This is a genomic window from Limisphaera ngatamarikiensis (assembly GCF_011044775.1).
In the GTDB taxonomy this organism is placed as follows: domain Bacteria; phylum Verrucomicrobiota; class Verrucomicrobiia; order Limisphaerales; family Limisphaeraceae; genus Limisphaera; species Limisphaera ngatamarikiensis.
Map to the genome: position 1 here is coordinate 23000 of NZ_JAAKYA010000006.1, position 18521 is coordinate 41520.

The 18521-nt window shown below is 65.0% G+C and carries 13 protein-coding genes; 4 read left to right on the forward strand and 9 right to left on the reverse strand.

The features are described 5' to 3' along the window. Nucleotides 1-24: 24 nt before the first annotated feature. The 5 genes from prmC to G4L39_RS00805 all read right to left on the reverse strand — a co-directional run bounded on the left by prmC (nucleotide 25) and on the right by G4L39_RS00805 (nucleotide 4431). On the reverse strand, nucleotides 25-876 hold the full coding sequence (gene prmC / locus G4L39_RS00785; RefSeq protein ID WP_165105195.1) for a peptide chain release factor N(5)-glutamine methyltransferase: 852 nt from the start codon (nucleotides 874-876) through the stop codon (nucleotides 25-27). A gap of 82 nt (nucleotides 877-958) precedes the next feature. Continuing rightward, nucleotides 959-1591, reverse strand: coding sequence for a lipoate--protein ligase family protein (locus G4L39_RS00790; protein ID WP_165105196.1), 633 nt, complete (start codon nucleotides 1589-1591; stop codon nucleotides 959-961). Between the two features lie 193 nt (nucleotides 1592-1784). Further along, nucleotides 1785-2447, reverse strand: coding sequence for an endonuclease III (gene nth / locus G4L39_RS00795; RefSeq protein ID WP_165105197.1), 663 nt, complete (start codon nucleotides 2445-2447; stop codon nucleotides 1785-1787). Nucleotides 2448-2530: 83 nt separating this feature from the next. After that, entirely contained in the window at nucleotides 2531-3388 is an 858-nt protein-coding gene (locus tag G4L39_RS00800) for a sulfurtransferase (RefSeq protein ID WP_165105198.1), read from the reverse strand. A gap of 41 nt (nucleotides 3389-3429) precedes the next feature. Further along, a complete protein-coding gene (locus tag G4L39_RS00805; protein ID WP_165105199.1) occupies nucleotides 3430-4431 on the reverse strand; it encodes a PLP-dependent cysteine synthase family protein in 1002 nt (333 codons plus the stop codon). Between the two features lie 456 nt (nucleotides 4432-4887). Here G4L39_RS00805 and G4L39_RS00810 point away from each other — a divergent pair, with 456 nt between their 5' ends. Next, nucleotides 4888-6186, forward strand: coding sequence for an MFS transporter (locus tag G4L39_RS00810; RefSeq protein WP_165105200.1), 1299 nt, complete (start codon nucleotides 4888-4890; stop codon nucleotides 6184-6186). Between the two features lie 52 nt (nucleotides 6187-6238). Here G4L39_RS00810 and G4L39_RS00815 read toward each other — a convergent pair whose 3' ends face one another. Then, nucleotides 6239-7537, reverse strand: a complete 1299-nt coding sequence (locus G4L39_RS00815; protein ID WP_165105201.1) for an MFS transporter — start codon at nucleotides 7535-7537, stop codon at nucleotides 6239-6241. A gap of 65 nt (nucleotides 7538-7602) precedes the next feature. Next, nucleotides 7603-8877, reverse strand: coding sequence for a tyrosine--tRNA ligase (gene tyrS / locus G4L39_RS00820; RefSeq protein ID WP_165105344.1), 1275 nt, complete (start codon nucleotides 8875-8877; stop codon nucleotides 7603-7605). Nucleotides 8878-9775: 898 nt separating this feature from the next. Between tyrS and gyrB the strand changes: the two genes are divergently transcribed. The 3 genes from gyrB to G4L39_RS00835 all read left to right on the forward strand — a co-directional run bounded on the left by gyrB (nucleotide 9776) and on the right by G4L39_RS00835 (nucleotide 16485). Then, nucleotides 9776-12301 (forward strand): DNA topoisomerase (ATP-hydrolyzing) subunit B, encoded by a 2526-nt coding sequence (gyrB, locus tag G4L39_RS00825; RefSeq protein WP_165105202.1) that lies wholly within the window; start codon nucleotides 9776-9778, stop codon nucleotides 12299-12301. Nucleotides 12302-12361: 60 nt separating this feature from the next. Further along, entirely contained in the window at nucleotides 12362-15019 is a 2658-nt protein-coding gene (gene gyrA / locus G4L39_RS00830) for a DNA gyrase subunit A (RefSeq protein ID WP_165105203.1), read from the forward strand. A 107-nt stretch (nucleotides 15020-15126) separates the two neighbouring features. Beyond that, the gene (locus G4L39_RS00835; RefSeq protein ID WP_165105204.1) at nucleotides 15127-16485 is read left to right on the forward strand and encodes a LysM peptidoglycan-binding domain-containing protein; all 1359 of its coding nucleotides are present in this window, start codon (nucleotides 15127-15129) and stop codon (nucleotides 16483-16485) included. Between the two features lie 35 nt (nucleotides 16486-16520). Here the strand turns inward: G4L39_RS00835 and G4L39_RS00840 are convergent, their stop codons facing one another. Together G4L39_RS00840 and G4L39_RS00845 are read right to left on the reverse strand one after the other, a co-directional pair. Beyond that, entirely contained in the window at nucleotides 16521-17570 is a 1050-nt protein-coding gene (locus tag G4L39_RS00840; RefSeq protein ID WP_165105206.1) for a Gfo/Idh/MocA family protein, read from the reverse strand. Between the two features lie 57 nt (nucleotides 17571-17627). Then, a complete protein-coding gene (locus tag G4L39_RS00845) occupies nucleotides 17628-18473 on the reverse strand; it encodes a sugar phosphate isomerase/epimerase family protein (RefSeq protein WP_165105208.1) in 846 nt (281 codons plus the stop codon). Between the last annotated feature and the right edge of the window lie 48 nt (nucleotides 18474-18521).

An 18521-nucleotide genomic window follows, 5' to 3' on the forward strand; every position in this document is an offset into this window, starting at 1 on the left:
GCCCCGAGGATGTTCGGGGCGGCCTTACCCGGGCCGCGCCTCTACGAATCGGGGACGACCAGTGTAGTCGGGATGAACGGCGGTCACAACCCAGTTGTGCTCCCGCAGGATGGAGACGACGGCGTCAGGTTGTCCGTCCCCACATTCCAGTAGCAACAGCCCCGAGGGTCGGATGCGCGCGCGGGCTTGGGGCGCCAGCCATCGAAAGGCATCCAGGCCGTCCGGGCCGCCGTCGAGGGCCGTCCGCGGCTCATGATCGCGCACCTCGGGTTGCAGCGAGGCGATGTCGCCGCTGGGGATGTAGGGCGGGTTGCTGATGATGAGGTCAAAGCGAGGTTGGGCGGGGACGGCTTCCAGCTCCCGACTTGGCAGCAGTTCGATGCGATCGGTCAGGCCGGCCGCGGCGACGTTCTCCCGGGCAACGTTCAGCGCCTCGGGTGAGACGTCCACGGCCACGCAACGCGTATCGGGACAGTGCTCCACCAGGGCAATGGCGATGCAACCACTGCCGGTGCCGACGTCCAGGGCAAGGCGCGGGCCGGGGCACGCCGCCAGCCGGGTCCAGCCCAGCTCGGCCAGTTGTTCGGTCTCCGGGCGCGGGATCAGCACGTGGGGGTTGACGAGCAGGTCCCGCCCGCAAAAGGCCGCCCGACCCAGGATGTATTGAAGCGGCTCGCGCTGGCCGCGCCGGCGGACAAGTTCACGGAGTTGATCCGTCTCGGCCGGGGTGAGCGCGCGATCAAATTGCAGGTAGAGCTTGAGACGCGGCAACCGGAGCACGTGCGCCAGCAACAGCTCCGCTTGCAGCCGCGGCGCATCCACACCTTTCCGGCCCAGAAACTCGGCACTGCGTTGAATGGCTTCGAGTACGGTCACGACGGAGGGAGCATGCCAAATGGATCGGCAACGATCCATGCCGCGCCGGCCCGGATCCACTCCCGCGTTCCAGGGTGCAAGGTTAGCGGCGACGATGGTATTCGGGGCGCTCGTATTTGGCGCGGAGGAGTTCCTCCCGCAGGGTTTGGAGCTCGGACGGAGGTTCGAAGACGGCCCATTGGACGCCCCAAAGCAGTTGCGCCGCGTGAAGGAGGGCGCGGTGGAATGCGGGCCGGTCCCATCCGGCCACGGGTGGCTGAATGGAGCCCTGAATCAGGAGCCCGGAACGGGACCGGCGCTGGGCGGCGCCGGCAATTTTGCGCCCGTGCCAGAGCAGATCGTGGCGTTCGTACCCTTCAAAACAGCAACCGGGCTGCGCTCGTTTTGCCTCGGGCGCCAGGTCGGTGGCCACGCCCACATCGCGAAAGGCCGTCTGGAGCCAGGTGTGGAGCCGCAGGTAACTGTCCTCGGCACGCAGCCGGTACCAGGGATGAACGGTCGGGATGGCCAGGGCGTAGGTCCAGTCGGCCACGTGCGGGACGAGCCCGCCCCCGGTGGGTCTTCGCAGCAACGGGCGGAGCGGGGTGGCGGCCGCAACCGCCTCATAATGCTGAAAGTAACCAAACGATGCCGCGGGTTGGGTCCAGGCGTACAAACGGAGGACGGGTCGACCGACACGGCTGACGAAGGACAGCAGGGCCTCGTCCCATGCCATATTGTGCGGCGGTGGGCACGGCCCGGCGTCCCACACCCACCAATGCGGGTCCGGGGTTGTCGCAGGCGGGTGGTGGCCCTGGCAGATGGGCACTGCAGTGCTCGCAGGCCCGGGTTCGGAGGGCGGGGTCGAGCGGTCGGGATGGTTTGGAGTGGGCTGGCCGTTCATGGGGATTGGGTACGGGCCTGCGGGTTCAGTCGACCGTGGCATTGCCAGCTGAAGGGCAGAGCTCCCGCAGTTCACAATGCTCGCAATCCGGCTTTCGGGCCGTGCAGCGGCGGCGTCCGTGCCAGATCAGCCAGTGACTGAACTGGGTCCAGAGCTCGCGGGGGACAAGTTGCATCAGTTCCTGCTCGATCTTTTCCGGGTTTTTCTGCCGGGTCAGACCCAGGCGGCGGGCGACCCTGCGCACATGGGTGTCCACCACGATTCCCTCGTTCAGGCCGAAGGCATTGCCCAGGACGACATTGGCGGTCTTGCGTCCGACGCCCTCCAGGGCGGTCAGTTCTTCCATGGTGCGGGGGACCTGGCCGCCGTGGCGTTCGACAAGGGCCCGGCAGCAGGCCTGGATGTTGCGGGCCTTGTTTTTGTAGAAGCCGGTGGTGCGGATGGCCTGTTCGAGTTCGGACAACGGCGCCCGGGCGTAGTCCGCGGCGGAACGGTACTTTTGGAAAAGGGTGCGCGTGACCTGGTTGACCCGCTTGTCGGTACATTGGGCCGACAGGATGGTGGCGATGAGGAGCTCGAGCGGGTTGGAATACTCGAGCTCGCAGTGCGCGTCGGGATAGGTGCGGCGCAGGGCCGCCAGGATCTCCTTCACGCGCGGAGCCTGCGCGCGGGTGCTTTGCCGTGCCATGGTGGTGCCAATCTGACCAGGCCCACCCCGGGACGGCAAGCGGGCAAATGGCGCGCACGAGTGCCGGGCCGACCCCGCGGAGGTCACGGTTTTTCAATCGGCACGCCGACCAGGTTGCCGTACTCGGTCCAGCTGCCGTCGTAATTCCGCACGTCCGGCAGACCCAGCAGGTATTTCAAAACGAACCAGGTATGGCTGGAACGTTCCCCGATGCGGCAGTAGGCAATGGTGGGCTTGTTCGGATCGATGCCCTTTTCGCCGATATAAAGCGCGCGCAGTTCCTCCGGGGATTTGAAGGTGCCGTCCGGGTTGACGGCCTGGCTCCAGGGAATGTTTTTCGCGCCGGGGATGTGCCCGCCGCGCTGGGCGGTCTCGGTCATGCCCGGGGGCGCGATCACCTTCCCGGTGAACTCGTCCGGACTGCGCACATCCACGAGGTTGTATTTGCCCGTCTGCGACGCTTCGAAGACCTGGGGCAGCAGCGCCCGCAGTTCGGTGTGCACACTTCGGACCTTGTAATCACTGGGGGTGACAACCGGCTTTTCCGTGGTGAGGGGCTTGTCGGGTTCATTGAGCCATTTGACCCGGCCGCCGTTCATCAGCCGGACATCCTCGTGCCCGTAGATCTTGAAAAGCCAGAAACCGTACGCGGCGAACCAATTGTTGTGATCGCCGTAGAGGATGACCGTGTCCTCGTTGCGGATGCCCGATTGCCGCATGAGCTGTTCGAAGGCTTCGGCGCTGATGATGTCCCGGCGAACGGGATCCTGCAGTTGCGTCTGCCAGTTGAAACCCACGGCGCCGGGGATGTGCCCGGCTTCGTAGGCCTGGGTGTCCACGTCAACCTCGACGATCCGAATGCCGGGTTGACCGAGGTGTTCCTTGACCCAATCGGTGCTCACCAGCACCTCGGGATGGGCGTATTGGTTCGGGGTGCTCATGGTTGCTCTCCTTTGGTTGGGGTTCCGTACTTCGACGCGGGTTACCGGGGCGGTTCCAGTCCCTCCCGGAGTTCCCGCACATGTTTGGCCAGGTTGGTGGTGTATTTGAATACGTTGTCCGGAAAGATCATCACGCCCAGACCCTCTCCGTCGCGCTCGATCACCCGGCGCGCGCCCTCCAGAATCAATCCGGAGCTCGGTCCGGCCAACAGCCCCTCCCGCCGACACAGGTCCAGAGCACGGACGTAGGCCAGTTCAAAGTCAATCTCCAACAGCTCATCAATAAGCGTGGGATCGAATAGCTTGGACACGGCCAGTTGCTCCACGTTGCGCAAACCCGGCACGTCATGGCCCGCAGATGGCTGCACGGCAACAATCCGGATCCGCGGATTGCGTTCCTTGAGAAACCGGCCCGTCCCCGTGACGGTTCCGCAGGTGCCCAGGGAGACAAACAGATGCGTGATCCGCCCCTCGGTCTGCCGCCAGATTTCAGGTCCGGTGGTGCGGTAATGGGCCTCCACGTTGGCCGGATTCTCGTACTGGTTGGGCATGGCGTAGCGATCCGACTGCGCCCGCGCGTGCGTTTTGGCCAGGTTGATGGAGCCGTCTCCGAGCCCGGGCGCCGGACACAATTCATCGCTCACCACATCCAGCTCGGCCCCCACAATCTTGAGCAGCAGCTTCTTCTCCACCGGCACCTTGTTGGGCACGACAGCACGCATGCGATAACCCCGGGCGCCGGCCATCGCGGCCAGGCTGAGCCCCGTGTTGCCGCTGGTGGGTTCAACAATGCCCCGCTGTTCATTCACCTCCCCGCGCTCCTCCAGTTGCCGCAGCATGGCCCAGGCAGCCCGATCCTTCACCGATCCAAACGGGTTGTACCACTCCAGCTTGGCAAAAAGCTCAAACCGGGCCGACGGATTCAGTCGCCGGATGCGGACCATGGGCGTGGGATTGTCCACGTCCGGCAACAACTCAAAGATGCTGTCGTAGACCCGTCTGGCGTGGTTGTTCGCGCGCGATTGCAAAGCTGGTGGTTCCATGTCCAACAGCCCAACCATTAAGGCCCCCAAGCAATGATGTCAAATTCGCGCGGAATACCGGACTTTTGGCCGGCCGGTCGAGCCTTCATGCACAGGGTCCATTCCCATCCCCTAAGCAAGGACCTCGGGCGCATTTGGCGGTCCTGCAAGAGGAACCTGTCGCCAATCCGGCGATGTTCCAAGGTCCAAAAACGGCCGACCCTTTTACGCGCCCGCCAACAGAGGTTGCCGCGGGGAAAGTCCACCCCGGAGTGGGTCCTGGACGCGGAGCGGGTTGCCGGGACCGGCGTGTCTTGCCAACGCGCCGGAGTTTACCGGGGTGACTGCAGAGCCCGCCGGGTCGCCGGGCCCGGTGCCAGGCTTGCCGGAGGTCGTTTGCCACGTCGCACCCTGGACGGGCTTATCAACCGGTTTGGGTTCCGGTTGCGGTGAGCCGGTCTTTTCCCTTGCAATCCCGTGTTGAAGGGTTCTTTTCGCGGAGTGCAGTTGGGTTGGATCAAGACGGGCCATGGACGTTGGGCGGGTTTGTTCTTCCTCCACGCCATGGCGATGGGGATGTGGTTTGTGCCGTTGAGCGCCCTGTTGGCCGGGACGGGCCACGACGCGCTGCGGCCGTACGCATTTGCAGCCTCGGCTGTGGCGGCTTTTGTCTCGCCGCTTGTGTTTGGAGCGGTGGCCGACCGGCACGTGTCGCCGGTGCGCGTGGTGCGCGGGTTGGCCGCGGCGACCGGAGTGGCGATCCTTGCGACCTCATGGTTGCTGGGACAGGGGATTTCGGCGGGTTGGGCGTGGGTCTGCGTGCAAGGGGTGGCCGTGTGCATGGCGCCCACGTTCAGCTTGTCCACCGCCGTGGTGCTGTCACAACTGGAGGATTCCGGCCGCGAGTTCGGGCCGATCCGGGCCATGGCAACCGTGGGCTGGATGTGCGGCTGCTGGTTGATCAGTGCCGCAGGTGCGGACGGGTTGGTGCTGTCCGGTTACCTGTGCGGGGCCGCTTGGTTGGGAGTCAGCTTGTACACCTGGGGATTGCCGGCAGTGCCGCCGCCGGCATCGGATCCGGCCGGTGACTGGCGCGCCCGCCTGGGGTGGGATGCGTTGGGACTCTTGCGGGACAGGGATCATCGGGTGGTCTACCTCACGGCGGGCTTGTTTAGCGTGAGCCTGGCGGGACTCTATCCCTACTCGCCGCCGCAGCTGCAGGATCTTGGGTTTGAACGCCTGAGCGCATGGATGTCGCTGGCGCAGGTGAGCGAGGTGGCGGCGTTGTTTCTTCTCAGCAGCCTTCTGACGAGGTGGCGATTGAAATGGACGATGGCGCTGGGACTGGCGTGCGGAGCGCTGCGAGTGGCGTTGTGCGCGTTCCATCGGCCGATGCCGGTGCTGATGGGGGTGGCCCTGCATGGCGTGGCGTTTGCCTGCGTAATGATCACGGCGCAGGTGTACGTGGCGGAGCGGATCGAAGGCATGTGGCGGGCGCGGGCCCAGGCGTTGCTCACCCTCATGAGCATGGGCCTCGGCAGCCTGATGGGTTACCTGGGCTGTGGCTGGTGGCATGAATGGTGCCTCCGCCGCTTCGGCATCGGCGGGTGGACGTGGTTCTGGGGAGGCTGGGCCCTCTGGACTGTGGGCGTGCTGATTTACTTTCTGGCCGCGTACCGCGGTCGGGGTCACGGGCTTCGGCCGGTACCTCCGGGCGGGCCCGTGGAACCGGCGCGGACGGGCCTGCCGGTTCCGCCGGGCGGTGCGACGACCTGATTCGAGCGTTGCCGCGAAAGAAGGCGCGCAGGCAACAGAGCCACCAACAATCTCAGACGTCGAGACGACCGTATCTGCGGACCTCGGGCCAGATCAGTGCCACGGCCCAAATGCTCAACAGGGTCCCGATCCCTCCCAGCACCACCGAGATCACGGCGCCCGTGGCGATGGAATACCCCAGCGCGGGCCCGCACCAGTGGGCCACCGTCCCGGCGCGGAATCCGCCCAGTTCATTGGAGGTTCCGATGAACAGGCTGTTGACGGCCGAGACGCGCCCCCGTTTGTCGTCCGGAGTGAGCAATTGCACCAGCGTATGTCGCACCACCACGCTCACGTTGTCGGCAGCGCCGCAAATGACCAGCAGGACGAACGAGAGCCAAAACCACCTCGAGATCCCGAACCCGATCGTAGCCAGCCCGAACACGGCCACGGCCAGGAGCATGGCCCGGCCTGCATGCTGGATGGGCGGCCGATGGGCCAGGACCAGCGCACACGCCACGGCCCCCACGGGCATGGCCGCTTGCAACAAACCCAGCCCGTCCGGGCCGGCGTGAAGGATGTCGCGGGCAAAAACGGGCAGCAACGCGGTGGCCCCCCCAAGAACCACCGCGAACAGGTCCAGGGTGATGACCCCCAGGAGGACGCGCTGTCCAAAGAGGAACCGGAAACCGGTCAACAGGCTTTGCAAGGTGAGCCGCTCGGGACTGTGCCGGAGCGGCCGCGGCCGAATGGCCGCCATCAGAAAAAAACAGATCAGGTGCGCAAGCGAGTAGAGCCCGTACACCACCGCAGGGTGACGTGTCCATGCCAGGATCGCCCCGCCCACGGCCGGTCCCACCACACAGGAGAGATGAAACGAACTGCTGTTCCAGGTGACCGCACGCGAGAACAAGTGCCGCGGGACCAGCTGCGGCAAAAACGCCGCACTGGCCGGCCATTGAAAGGTGCGGGCCACGCCGGCCAGGAAAAGAAGACCGTAGATCCAGACCACGGGCGCCCGGGTGACACTCACCAGGGCAAGTCCGATACCGGCCAGACTCATGGCCCCCGTGCAGGCCAGCACGATGCGGCGGCGATCGTGATTGTCGGCCACATGACCGGCCGGCAGCGTGAACAGCAACATGGGCAGCATCTGGACCAGCCCCACCAGCCCCAACGCCAGGGCGGTCCCGGTCCGGTCATACAACTCCCAGCCCACGGCCACCACCGCCATTTGCTGCCCGAATACCGACACCAGACGACCGATGAGGTACAGGAGATAATCGCGATTGCGGAGGACCTCGTAGGGATCCGTGCCCGCAGAGCGCTCCGGTTGCAGGGGCGATTCCTCGGGAGCGGCGGGGGAATTCATGGTCACACCGGAAGAACCGGCTGCCGCCGCCAAACGGCCCAACCGTTCACGGCGGCCCGGCCCCTTCACTCGGCGGTCACCAGCACGTAGTGTTTCCTGCCCTTTCGCAACAACAGGTGCCGGCCAAACAACAGGTCGGCCGGTTGCACCTTTCGATGGATCTGCGTCTCCCGGACGTTGTTCACATAAATCCCGCCTCCTTCGATGTCCTTGCGGGCCTGGCTCCTGGAAGGAGCCAGCCCGGCCTGCACCAGCAGGTCCACCAATAACAGACCTTCGCCATCCAACCGCTGCCGGGGAACGTGCAGCGTGGGCACCTCATCCATGATTTCGCGGAACGTACTTTCGGAAACGCCGTCGAGGTTGCCGCCGAACAAGACCTCGCTGGCATGAATCGCCTCCCGGGTCGCGGTGGGACCGTGAACCAGTTCCGTCACCGCCCGCGCCAGGGCGCGATGCGCCGTGCGGGCGCCCGGGTTTCGCTGGTGCTCGGCCTCCAGCGCCGAAATCTCCTCCTGCCCGAGGAAGGTGAAGTACTTCAGGTACCGAACCACGTCACGGTCGTCGGTGTTGATCCAGAACTGGTAGAATCGGTAGGGGCTGGTCTTGCGCGGATCGAGCCACACACTGCCGGACTCGGTTTTTCCGAACTTGGTTCCGTCGGCCTTGGTCACCAGGGGCAGCGTCAGCCCGTACGCAGTGCGCCCGAGCTTCTTCCGGATCAGATCGATGCCGGCGGTGATGTTGCCCCACTGATCGCTGCCCCCGATTTGAAGCTCGCATCCATAATCACGGCACAACACGTAGAAGTCATAGGCCTGGAGAAGCATGTAGCTGAACTCGGTGTAGCTCAGGCCGGCATCGCGGTCCTCCAGTCGCGCGCGTACACTCTCCTTGGCCAGCATTTGGTTGATGGAAAAATGCTTCCCGATGTCGCGGAGGAAATCCAGGTAGGTGACCGGGGCGGTCCAGTCGGCGTTGTCCACAAGCCGGGCCGGGTTGGCCCGGCAGTCAAAGTCCAACAGCCGGGCCAGCTGCGGTCGGATGGCCTCCAGATTGGCCCGGATCTGCTCCTTGCTCAACAGCGGGCGTTCCGTGGATTTGCCACTGGGGTCGCCGATACATCCGGTGGCACCGCCGGCCACGGCGATGGGATGATGCCCGAACAGTTGGAACCGCCGCAGCGCCAACAACGGCACCAGGTGCCCCACATGCAGGCTGTCGGCCGTGGGATCGAACCCGCAGTAGAGTGTCCAGGGCCGGGTTCGTTCCTGCAGGGCCCCCGGATCCGTGCAGTCGGCGACCAATCCGCGCCAGTTCAACTCCTGCCAGATGTTCATGGCACTCATCAGACCGGAGGGTAAAACGCGCGCGGGCGATTGCCAACGGACAATCCAACCCGTTCCACGGCCACGTCCGTCAGTGCCGGTGCATGCGAACGACGCTCACGACGGAGCGGCAATGAATGAAGCCAACGGGCACGAGGGCATGAAAGCCGGACCGGCGGCACAGGCCGCGTTAGACCACGCTGGTTGACCGCCCGTACTGCCGGCTGACGCCTCCGCGACCGTTGGTGTCGAACCGGCACCGGAACACCGGCAGGCAAGGCCTTGGCCGGTCGCCTGCCGCCATGGGGCAAGTGCTGGAGGAACCAAAGGGGCGCACCGCGACCCATTCGAGATCGTGGCGGATTTGAGGGCGGTCCTCGATGGGGCAGAGACGGGGTACGGCCGGGATCCGGGTGCATGGTTCGAGAAGTTCGATCGATCCCGGAACGACAGACTCCTCGCCGCAAGCCCCTCTGCAGGCGAACCATCCACAGAACCCTTCTTCTGCTTCGTCGCCGGCTCATATTCGGCGGCGACATCAGCCGGGGTTGAAACAGACCCGGCTTTGCGCCGGTTTCCTCTCCACGACCGCCAGACGGCTCCGTTTGGAAGAGCGGCAAAACGGGCGGACGGTCCGCCCCCCACGCCACCGAAGTGCAGCCCTCGGCAACCAACCATCAACGCAGCCCCTTCCATTGCCCAGGTGCCCGCGTCTCACAAATCCGCATCCCGCCCGGGGTCCCGGTCGGTCGCCTGACTTGATTCGCCATAACCTGCTGATGATGAGCGGGTTGGTAATTGTCCGGCAGGGGGCCAGATGTGGAAAACGCGATTGTGTCCGCAATGCAAATTTTTTATGATCAGGCTGGTCGGAGACTGACCTCCGGCCCAGGCTAGAAACGGAATCATGATGCCCGAAGAAACTCTGGAAACCCAGGCCACCCAGGCGGCGGCGGTCGCGCCGGCCGAACCCTACGACGCCTCCAAAATTGACAAGTTGGAGGGGTTGGAGGCGGTTCGAAAGCGGCCGGGCATGTACATTGGCGACCCGGACGAGCGGGGGTTGCACCACTGCGTGTTCGAGGTGGTGGACAACTCCATCGACGAGCACCTGGCGGGTTTTTGTCACAAGATCGAGGTCACCATTCATGTGGACGGATCGGTCTCGGTTCGGGACGACGGCCGGGGCATTCCCGTGGACATTCATCCCAAGTGGAAAATCCCTGCGGTGGAGCTGGTGCTGACCAACCTCCATGCCGGGGGTAAGTTCGGCCAGGGCGCCTACAAATACTCGGGCGGACTCCATGGCGTGGGCGCCAAGTGCGTCAACGCGCTGTCGGAATGGTTCAAGGTGGAGGTGTACCGCGACGGCAAGGTCTATTCCATGGAGTTTGCCCGCGGCAAAACGGTCCGGCCCCTGGAGGTCATCGGCAAGTCGCGACACACGGGCACGCTGATCACGTTCAAGCCGGACCCGGAAATCTTCACCCTCACCACCGAGTTCAAATTCGATCTCCTGGCCAACCGCCTGCGCGAGCTGGCCTTTTTGAATCCGGGCCTGGAAATCATCCTCACGGACGAGCGGACCGACCGCACCGAACGCTTCTACTACAAACACGGCATCGAGGAGTTCGTCCGCCAGATCAACCAAAACCGCCAGGTCTTGCATCCGAAACCGATTGTCCTCGGTGGCAAGCGCGAGGTGGAAATCGAGGGCCGCACCGAGGAGGTGTTCGTGGACTGCGTGCTCCAGTACCACGACGGTTACAACGACCAGATCCTTTGCTTTGCCAACTCCATCCCCAACCCGGACGGTGGCACGCACCTGACCGGTTTTCGGTCCGCCCTGACCCGGGCGGTCAACCAGTACGCGCGGCAGCAGGAGTTGCTGAAGGAGAAAGACCCCACGTTGACCGGCGACGATGTGCGGGAGGGGTTGGTCTGCGTGCTGAGCGTCAAACTGCCCAACCCCCGCTTCGAGTCCCAAACCAAGGTCAAACTCGTCAACACCGAGGTGGAGGGCATCGTCTCCTCCATCGTCTACGACGGGTTGATGAGCTGGTTCGACGCCAATCCCGCCGTGGCGCGCAGGATCGTGGAAAAGGCGCTCCTGGCCGCGCGGGCACGGGAGGCGGCCCGCAAGGCCCGTGAAACCGTACGCAAAACCGCCCTGACCGGCGGGGGATTGCCGGGCAAACTGGCCGATTGTTCCGAACGCGACCCGGCCCAGTGCGAGCTGTTCATCGTGGAGGGCGATTCAGCCGGAGGCTCGGCCAAGCAGGGGCGCGACCGCCGCTTCCAGGCCATCCTGCCCATCCGCGGCAAGCTCATCAACGTCGAGAAGGCCCGTCTGGACAAGGTCCTCGACAACGCCGAAATCCGCACCATGATCACCGCCATCGGCACCGGCATCGGCGACGGGGAGGGTGAGGGCGCCTTCAACATCGAAAAACTCCGATACCACAAAATCATCCTCATGACCGACGCCGACGTGGACGGCTCGCACATTCGCACCCTGCTGCTGACGTTCTTCTACCGCCAGATGCCCGAGCTCATCAAACGCGGGCACGTCTACATCGCCCAGCCGCCGCTGTACCAGGTCACCCGCAAGAAACGGGTCGAGTACGTCGAGGACGAGGCCCAGCTCAACAAGATCCTCATCCGCCTGGGGGCGGAGGAGGTGCGCCTGCGGAATCTGTCCGACCAACGCGAGCTCTCCCAGAAGCAGCTGGAGGAGATCCTGGAACTCCTGGACGCCCTCGACAAATACGCCCGGGCCCTGGCACGACACGGGGCGGACTTTGCCGACTACATCGAGCACCGCCATCCCAAAACCCACGAACTGCCGCGGCACCTGGTCCGCGTGCGCCAGGGCAACGACGAGCAGGTCCATTACTTCCTCAACGAACAGGAACTGCGCGAGTTCAGCGACGCGAACCCGGACCTGGGCCTGTTTGGCGACGACGAGGCCGCCCCGCCGTCGGACAAACCGCGCTCCGGTCCCACCCGCCGCGCCGTCCACATCGAACTCCATGAAAGCAAGGCGATCGGAGAGCTGTTGCAGCGGCTCGAAAAAAAGGGCTTCCACCTCGAACACTACGCCGCCCAGGACCAGCCCCTGTTTGAACTCATCGAGGGCGAGGGCGACAACGCCAGGGTGCGGCCCCTCTTTTCCATCCCGGAGATCCTGGCCGCGGTGAAGGAAGTGGGCCGGCGCGGCCTGCAAATCAAACGATTCAAGGGCCTGGGCGAAATGAATCCCAAAGAGCTGTACGAAACCACGATGGACCCCGCCCGGCGCAAACTGTTGCGGATCGAGCTGACCGACGCCGTCGAGGCCGAACGCATGTTCACCACCCTCATGGGTGAGGAGGTTGAACCCCGACGGCGCTTCATCGAGGACAATGCCCTGAGCGTTCGGAACCTGGACATCTGACCCGGCCGGCCCGGCTGCCGCGCCGCGGCGGCCCACGGCTTCACAACCCGGTTTTCATCCATGGCTGACACACCTGAATCCCATCTCGCACCGGCAGCCCCCACGCCCGCCGGTGAAAAGGTCGCCACCGTCAACGTGGCCGAGGAAATCAAGAACTGTTTCCTCGACTACTCCATGTCGGTGATCATTTCACGCGCCCTGCCGGACGTCCGCGACGGGCTCAAACCCTCCCAGCGGCGCATCCTCTACGCCATGCACGAGCTGGGCGTGCTGCCCAACCGCAAACACGTCAAATGCGCCAAGATCGTCGGCGAAACCATGGGTAACTACCACCCGCACGGCGATCAGGCCATCTACCCCACCCTCGTGCACATGGCCCAGCCGTGGTCCATGCGCGAACCCCTGGTGGACGGGCAGGGCAACTTCGGATCGATCGAGGGCGATCCACCGGCCTCCATGCGATACACCGAGGCGCGTTTGGCGCCCCTGGGCGCGCTGCTCATGGAGGACATGGACAAGGACACGGTGGACTTCGTCCCCAACTACGACGACACGCGCACCGAACCGTCCGTCTTTCCAGCCGCCTTCCCCAATCTGCTGGTCAACGGGGGCACCGGCATCGCCGTGGGCATGGCCACCAACATCCCGCCCCACAACCTGGGCGAGGTCATCGACGCCGTCTGCGCCCAGATTGACAACCCGGCCATCACCGTTGACCAACTCATGCGCATCATGCCGGGCCCGGACTTCCCCACCGGTTGCATGGTCTGCGGCCGCGACGGGATCCGGCAATACTACGAGACCGGCCGGGGCACACTGAAGGTCCGGGGCCGCGTCCACGTCGAAGAGACAAGGGGCGGCCGGGAACAGATCGTCATCACGGAAATCCCCTTCGGCGTCAACCGCGCCGCCCTCGTCGAACGCATCGCCGAGCTGGTCAACCAGAAAACCCCCGGCCTGACCGACATCACCGGCATCCGGGACGAGTCGGACGAAAACACCCGCGTGGTTCTGGAGATCAAACGGGATGCGGTGCCGAAGGTCATCATCAACAACCTTTACCGGCTGACCCAGCTGGAAAGCACCTTCGCCGTCAATATGCTGGCCATCGATCGCGGCCGGCCGCGGACCCTGACGCTGAAGGATGCCCTGGCCTGTTACATCGAACACCGCCGCGAAGTGGTGTTGCGCCGCACCCGATTCGAACTGCGCCGCGCCGAGGAACGGGCCGAGATCCTCGAGGGCTACCTCATCGCCCTGGCCAACCTGGACGAGTTCATCCGCATCATCCGGCAGTCGCGCACACGCGAGGAAGCCAGGGTCAAGCTCCTGGCGTTCGAATGGACCCGGGCACAAATCGAAGCCTGGCACATCCACCTCCGCCACGAGGATCGCCTCGTCAACGGCCGATACGGCCTCTCCGAAGCCCAGGTGGACGCCATCCTCGACCTCCGCCTCTACCAATTGACCGGATTGGAAGTGGACAAGGTCCGCGCCGAGTACCGCTCCCTCCTGGATCGGATCCGCGATCTTCAGGACATCCTCGCCCGGGAGGAACGGGTCCTGGGCATCATCAAGACGGAACTGCAGGAGGTGAAGAAAAAGTACGCCTCACCCCGGCGGACCGAGATCCTCGACGAGGAAGGGGAAATGGCCATCGAGGACCTCGTGGCCAACGAGCCCGTGATCATCACCCTCACCCATGCCGGCCTGATCAAACGCACCCACCTGAGCGCCTACCGGACGCAACACCGCGGCGGCAAGGGCGTGATCGGCATGACCACGCGGGAAAGCCCCACCGGCGGGGAGGAACCGGCCGATTTCATCGAACACCTGTTCGCGGCCAGCACCCATGATTACCTGATGTTCTTCACCAACACCGGCCGCGTCTACGTCGAAAGGGTGCTGGAGATACCGGACATGGGCCGGACCGCCCGCGGCCGCAGCATTGCCAACCTGCTGGAACTCAAACCCGAGGAACGCATCGCCGCGCTGATCCGCATTCCGTCCCGAACCGACGCGGCACGCCGCGACGTCACCTGGGCCCAACCCGGGTACCTGTTCTTCGCCACCCGCCGCGGTACCGTCAAAAAAACCGCCCTCGAGGAATTCGCCAACGTCCGTAAAGGCGGCATCATCGCCATGGGCATCGAGGAGGGCGACTCCGTCATCGACGTGAAGTGGACCTCGGGAAACGACGAGGTGGTCCTGATCACACGCCAGGGGATGAGCATCCGCTTCAGCGAGGAGGAAGTGCGGCCCATGGGCCGACCCGCCTTCGGTGTGCGTGGCATCGAATTGGAGCCGGACGATGAAGTGGTGGCCATGGCCGTGGTCCAGCCGGATGCCACCCTGTTGGTGGTGGGCGAAAACGGCCTGGGCAAACGTACCTCCTTCGAGGAGTACCGTACCCAGGGCCGCGGCGGAAAAGGCATCATCACCATGAAAACCACCGACCGAACCGGTCCGGTGGTGGGGGCGTTGACGGTGCGCGATCACGACCAGATCGTCGGCATCACCATCCGGGGCCAGACGATCCGCACCTACGTGCGCGGCATCCCGGTCATCGGCCGGAACACCCAGGGCGTTAAGATCATCAACCTGGAGGAGGGCGACCGGGTGCAGGCCATCGCGCCCGTCATTGCCGAATCCGACGAAGAAGAGGCGGTGGACCGCGCGTTGCCGGCCGGAGGCCCCGGACCCGGGCGGGGCTCGTGAACCCGGTCCGGCCGGCCCCCCCACCTGAACCACCGGCCCTCGCTGCCGCGGATGGTCGTTGCCTCGCACCGCGGGATGTGGCATGGATGCCGGGGGCAGCCGTTTTTATGCGTGGGCGAATCTGGTTGTACCTCTCGCTGGCCGCCAATGTGGCGCTGGCCGCCGGCTGGCTCGGTTCCTGGTTGCGCAGGACGTCCCCCGCGGTCGTTGCCACGGCCCCCGAGTCGCAGCCCGCCGCCCAAACGGTCGTGCCCCGCACCAACTTCGTGCCCCGGCGACAGTTCTTTCACTGGAGCGAGATCGAGTCTCCGGATTACGCCACCTACGTGGCCAACCTCCGTGCCATCGGATGCCCGGAGCAGACCATCCGCGACATCATCATCGCCGACGTCAACGCCCTGTTCGCACGACGACGCGCCACCGAAATCGTCACCCCGCAACAACAATGGTGGCGGACCGAGCCGGATCCGGAAATCGAGGCCCGGGCACGTGCCCAACTGGAAGCGCTCGAAGCAGAACGCCGCGCCCTGTTAACCGCCCTGCTGGGACCCGGTTGGGAAACCGGGGACCAAATCAGCCTGCCCCGACCTTCCCAACCCGGCCTTCCTCTCGATGGCCCCCTCCTGGGACCGTTGCCCGCCGAAGTCAAACAGCAGGTCCAGGACAGTTACCGCCGATACCAGGAACGACTGGCCGCCCTCCAACAACAGGCCGCCGCACAACAACGCACAGTCACCCCGGCCGAAATCTTCCGCCTCCAACGACAGTGGGAGCAGGAACTGGCAGGCATCCTGTCCCCGGCCCAGCTCGAAGAACTTCTCCTGCGGTATTCACCCACCGCCCGCACCCTCCGACAGGAACTGAGTCAGCTGGGCGGTTTGGACCTGACCCCGGATCAGTTCCGCGCCTGGTATCACGCCCGACGACGGTTGGAAGAGGGCCTGGCCACCCTGGCGGAAGCGGACAGCCCCGCCTCCGCCCGCCAGATCCAGGACCTGGAAGCCCAATACCAACAGGCCATCCGACTTGCCCTGGGCGAGGAACGGTACCGGCAATACCAGCGTTTGCAGGACCCCGAATACCGCGAGGCCCTGGCCCAGGCCCAACAGGCGGGTCGCCCCGAGCTGGCGGAAACCTTCTACGCCATCCGCCACGCGCTGGCCGAGGAGGTCACCCGGCTCCAAACCAACAACGACCTCACGGCCCTCCAGCGCGAAATCCAGCGCCGACAACTCGAACTGGAAGCCCTCAAGGCCCAGGCAGAAGTCCTCGGCGAAAACCTGCCCGAACCGCAACCTCCGGCTCCCACGCTCCGGGCCCACATCTACCGCGCCGGCGAAACCCTCATCAGTCTGGCCGTGGAGTACGACGTCCCGTTGAGCGCCATCCTCAAGGCCAATCCCGGACTCGACTTCCACCGGCTCAAACCCGGCGACACAATCCTGATCCCCGTCCCGTCGCGCTGAATGCAGGGCGCCCCCGCGGCGGGGAACCAACGCATTCACCGCAGCGGAACCACACGGCCGGTGCGAACCGACCGTTCCTCCGCCGCGCAGATCTCCACCGCCCGGAGCGCATCCGCGGCCGTCACCCTTTGCGGCGGCTGGCCCCGCCGGATGCAGCGCACAAAATACCGCAGTTCCTCCACATACCCGTCCGTCTCCGGCAGGGGAACCGTGGCCGCGGGGCGCCCGTCCCGATACAACCGCAACGCCTCCCGGCCGCGCGCCAGATCAAACTCGGCCGTGGCACGCTCGAAATTCACCGTGTAGGTCATCTGAAACGGGTAATCGCCGGCCATGATCCAGCTGCCCTCCGCACTGACCACCAGGTCACCGTCAAAAACGTATTGCGTCACCACATGGTCCACCGCGCCACTCAGCCGGCTCAGCCCCCGCGCAAACACCGCCCGGGGCGACCCGAAACAGTGCTGCACAAAGTCCGTGTCATGAATGTGCAAATCCAGCAGTGCACCGCCCGAAACGTCCCCGCGAAAATAGGTGCTCCGACTCCACCCCGGTGGCGTGCTCACCCGACGAAACCGCGCCGCCAAAACCCGACCGAACGTTCCGCGCCGAATCCGCTCGACCAGCCAGTCCCAACCCGGCCAAAACCGCATGCACATGGCCGGCATGAAAAACGTCCGAGCCCTCTCCACCGCCTCCACCAGCCGGCGCGCATCCGACACCGTCCGCGCAAGCGGTTTCTCGCAAAGTACATGTTTCCCGGCAGCCAGCGCCGCCAGCGACAACGGCACATGAAGCGGCGTGGGCACGCAGAGGTCCACCAGGTCCACTTCCGGATCCGCCAGAAGGGCCTCGGCCTCTTCATGGAAGCGCGTGCCCTCGGGAAGGCGCCATGCATCGGCCGCACTCAAATTGCCACTCACTCCCGGCACCACCCCGTGAACGGGACGCTTGGCAGGGTCGCTCACCGCGGTAATAACCACCCCGGGGATGCGGGCATAGGCACGCAAATGGGTCAGGCCCATGAAACCCAGACCCACCACACCCACCCGCACGGGACGTCGGACCAAGGATCGGGTGCTCATGATTGCTTGGACAGTTGAGTTGATTGAGGACGTTACCACGAAACGCGACACGGGCGGTCACCCGGCGCGTACAAGCCGTTCCACAAACTCCCGCGCCGCCCGGATGTCTTCGACTCGTTGGCCCCCGGCTTCGCGTTCAATGCACAGGGGGCCGTCGAACCCGATTTCCTCCAGCGCGCGGAAGAACGCCGGCCAGTCCACCTCGCCGGTCCCCAGGACGACCTCCTCACCCCACGTGCCCGGTACGCGGGTTCGACGCGCATCCTTCAAATGGCATTGCCGGATCCAGGGCGCCAACACCCGCACCGCCTCCACCGGATCGCCCTTGTCGTACAGCAGCATGTTGGCGGGGTCGAAGTTCACACCCACATGCGGCCGGTTCAGGCGCGTCAGAAACTCCGCCAGGGTTTCCGCCGTTTCCTGGCCGGTTTCAAAAGCCAACCCAATGCCCGCCTCGCCAAAACAATCCGCCACCCGGCTCACCCGGTCGAACAGGCGCTGGTACGCCGGATCCGCGGAATCCTCCGGCAAAAAACCGGCATGGAACGTGACCAGTCGGATGTGGAGTCGCCGGGCTATGTCCCGAACGGTTTGGACGCGTCGCCAGTTCTCTTCCCAGTGCTGGTCGGGCACCAGCCCCCCCGTGCGCCGGATGCTTTCCAGGGTCGAATAATCCTCGCCCACGGTGGTGAACATGCCCGAGACCACCTCGACACCGTTTATGGCGAGAATCTCCCGCGTCAGACGCCAGGCCACCGGAGCTTCGTGCAACGGGTCCAGGGCCAGTTGAACGCGAAAAAGCTCCACCTGCTCCAACAACCGAACCAGATGCTCCGGTCCCTCCGGAAGGAGCGACCAACTGCAAACGGCGAGCCGTTCCGTCAGGGGTCGGATGCTGTTCATCGTGCGGAGCCTCCTATAACAGAAGCTGAACTGTTGTCCAGCCTCCAT

Coding starts and splice junctions, on each gene's coding strand:
- G4L39_RS00790 (WP_165105196.1), bottom strand. CDS start 1,591: ATGGCATGGGACGAGGCCCTGCTGTCCTTCGTCAGCCGTGTCGGTCGA.
- nth (WP_165105197.1), bottom strand. CDS start 2,447: ATGGCACGGCAAAGCACCCGCGCGCAGGCTCCGCGCGTGAAGGAGATC.
- G4L39_RS00800 (WP_165105198.1), bottom strand. CDS start 3,388: ATGAGCACCCCGAACCAATACGCCCATCCCGAGGTGCTGGTGAGCACC.
- G4L39_RS00805 (WP_165105199.1), bottom strand. CDS start 4,431: ATGGAACCACCAGCTTTGCAATCGCGCGCGAACAACCACGCCAGACGG.
- G4L39_RS00815 (WP_165105201.1), bottom strand. CDS start 7,537: ATGAATTCCCCCGCCGCTCCCGAGGAATCGCCCCTGCAACCGGAGCGC.
- tyrS (WP_165105344.1), bottom strand. CDS start 8,877: ATGAACATCTGGCAGGAGTTGAACTGGCGCGGATTGGTCGCCGACTGC.
- gyrB (WP_165105202.1), top strand. CDS start 9,776: ATGCCCGAAGAAACTCTGGAAACCCAGGCCACCCAGGCGGCGGCGGTC.
- gyrA (WP_165105203.1), top strand. CDS start 12,362: ATGGCTGACACACCTGAATCCCATCTCGCACCGGCAGCCCCCACGCCC.
- G4L39_RS00835 (WP_165105204.1), top strand. CDS start 15,127: ATGCGTGGGCGAATCTGGTTGTACCTCTCGCTGGCCGCCAATGTGGCG.
- G4L39_RS00840 (WP_165105206.1), bottom strand. CDS start 17,570: ATGAGCACCCGATCCTTGGTCCGACGTCCCGTGCGGGTGGGTGTGGTG.
- G4L39_RS00845 (WP_165105208.1), bottom strand. CDS start 18,473: ATGAACAGCATCCGACCCCTGACGGAACGGCTCGCCGTTTGCAGTTGG.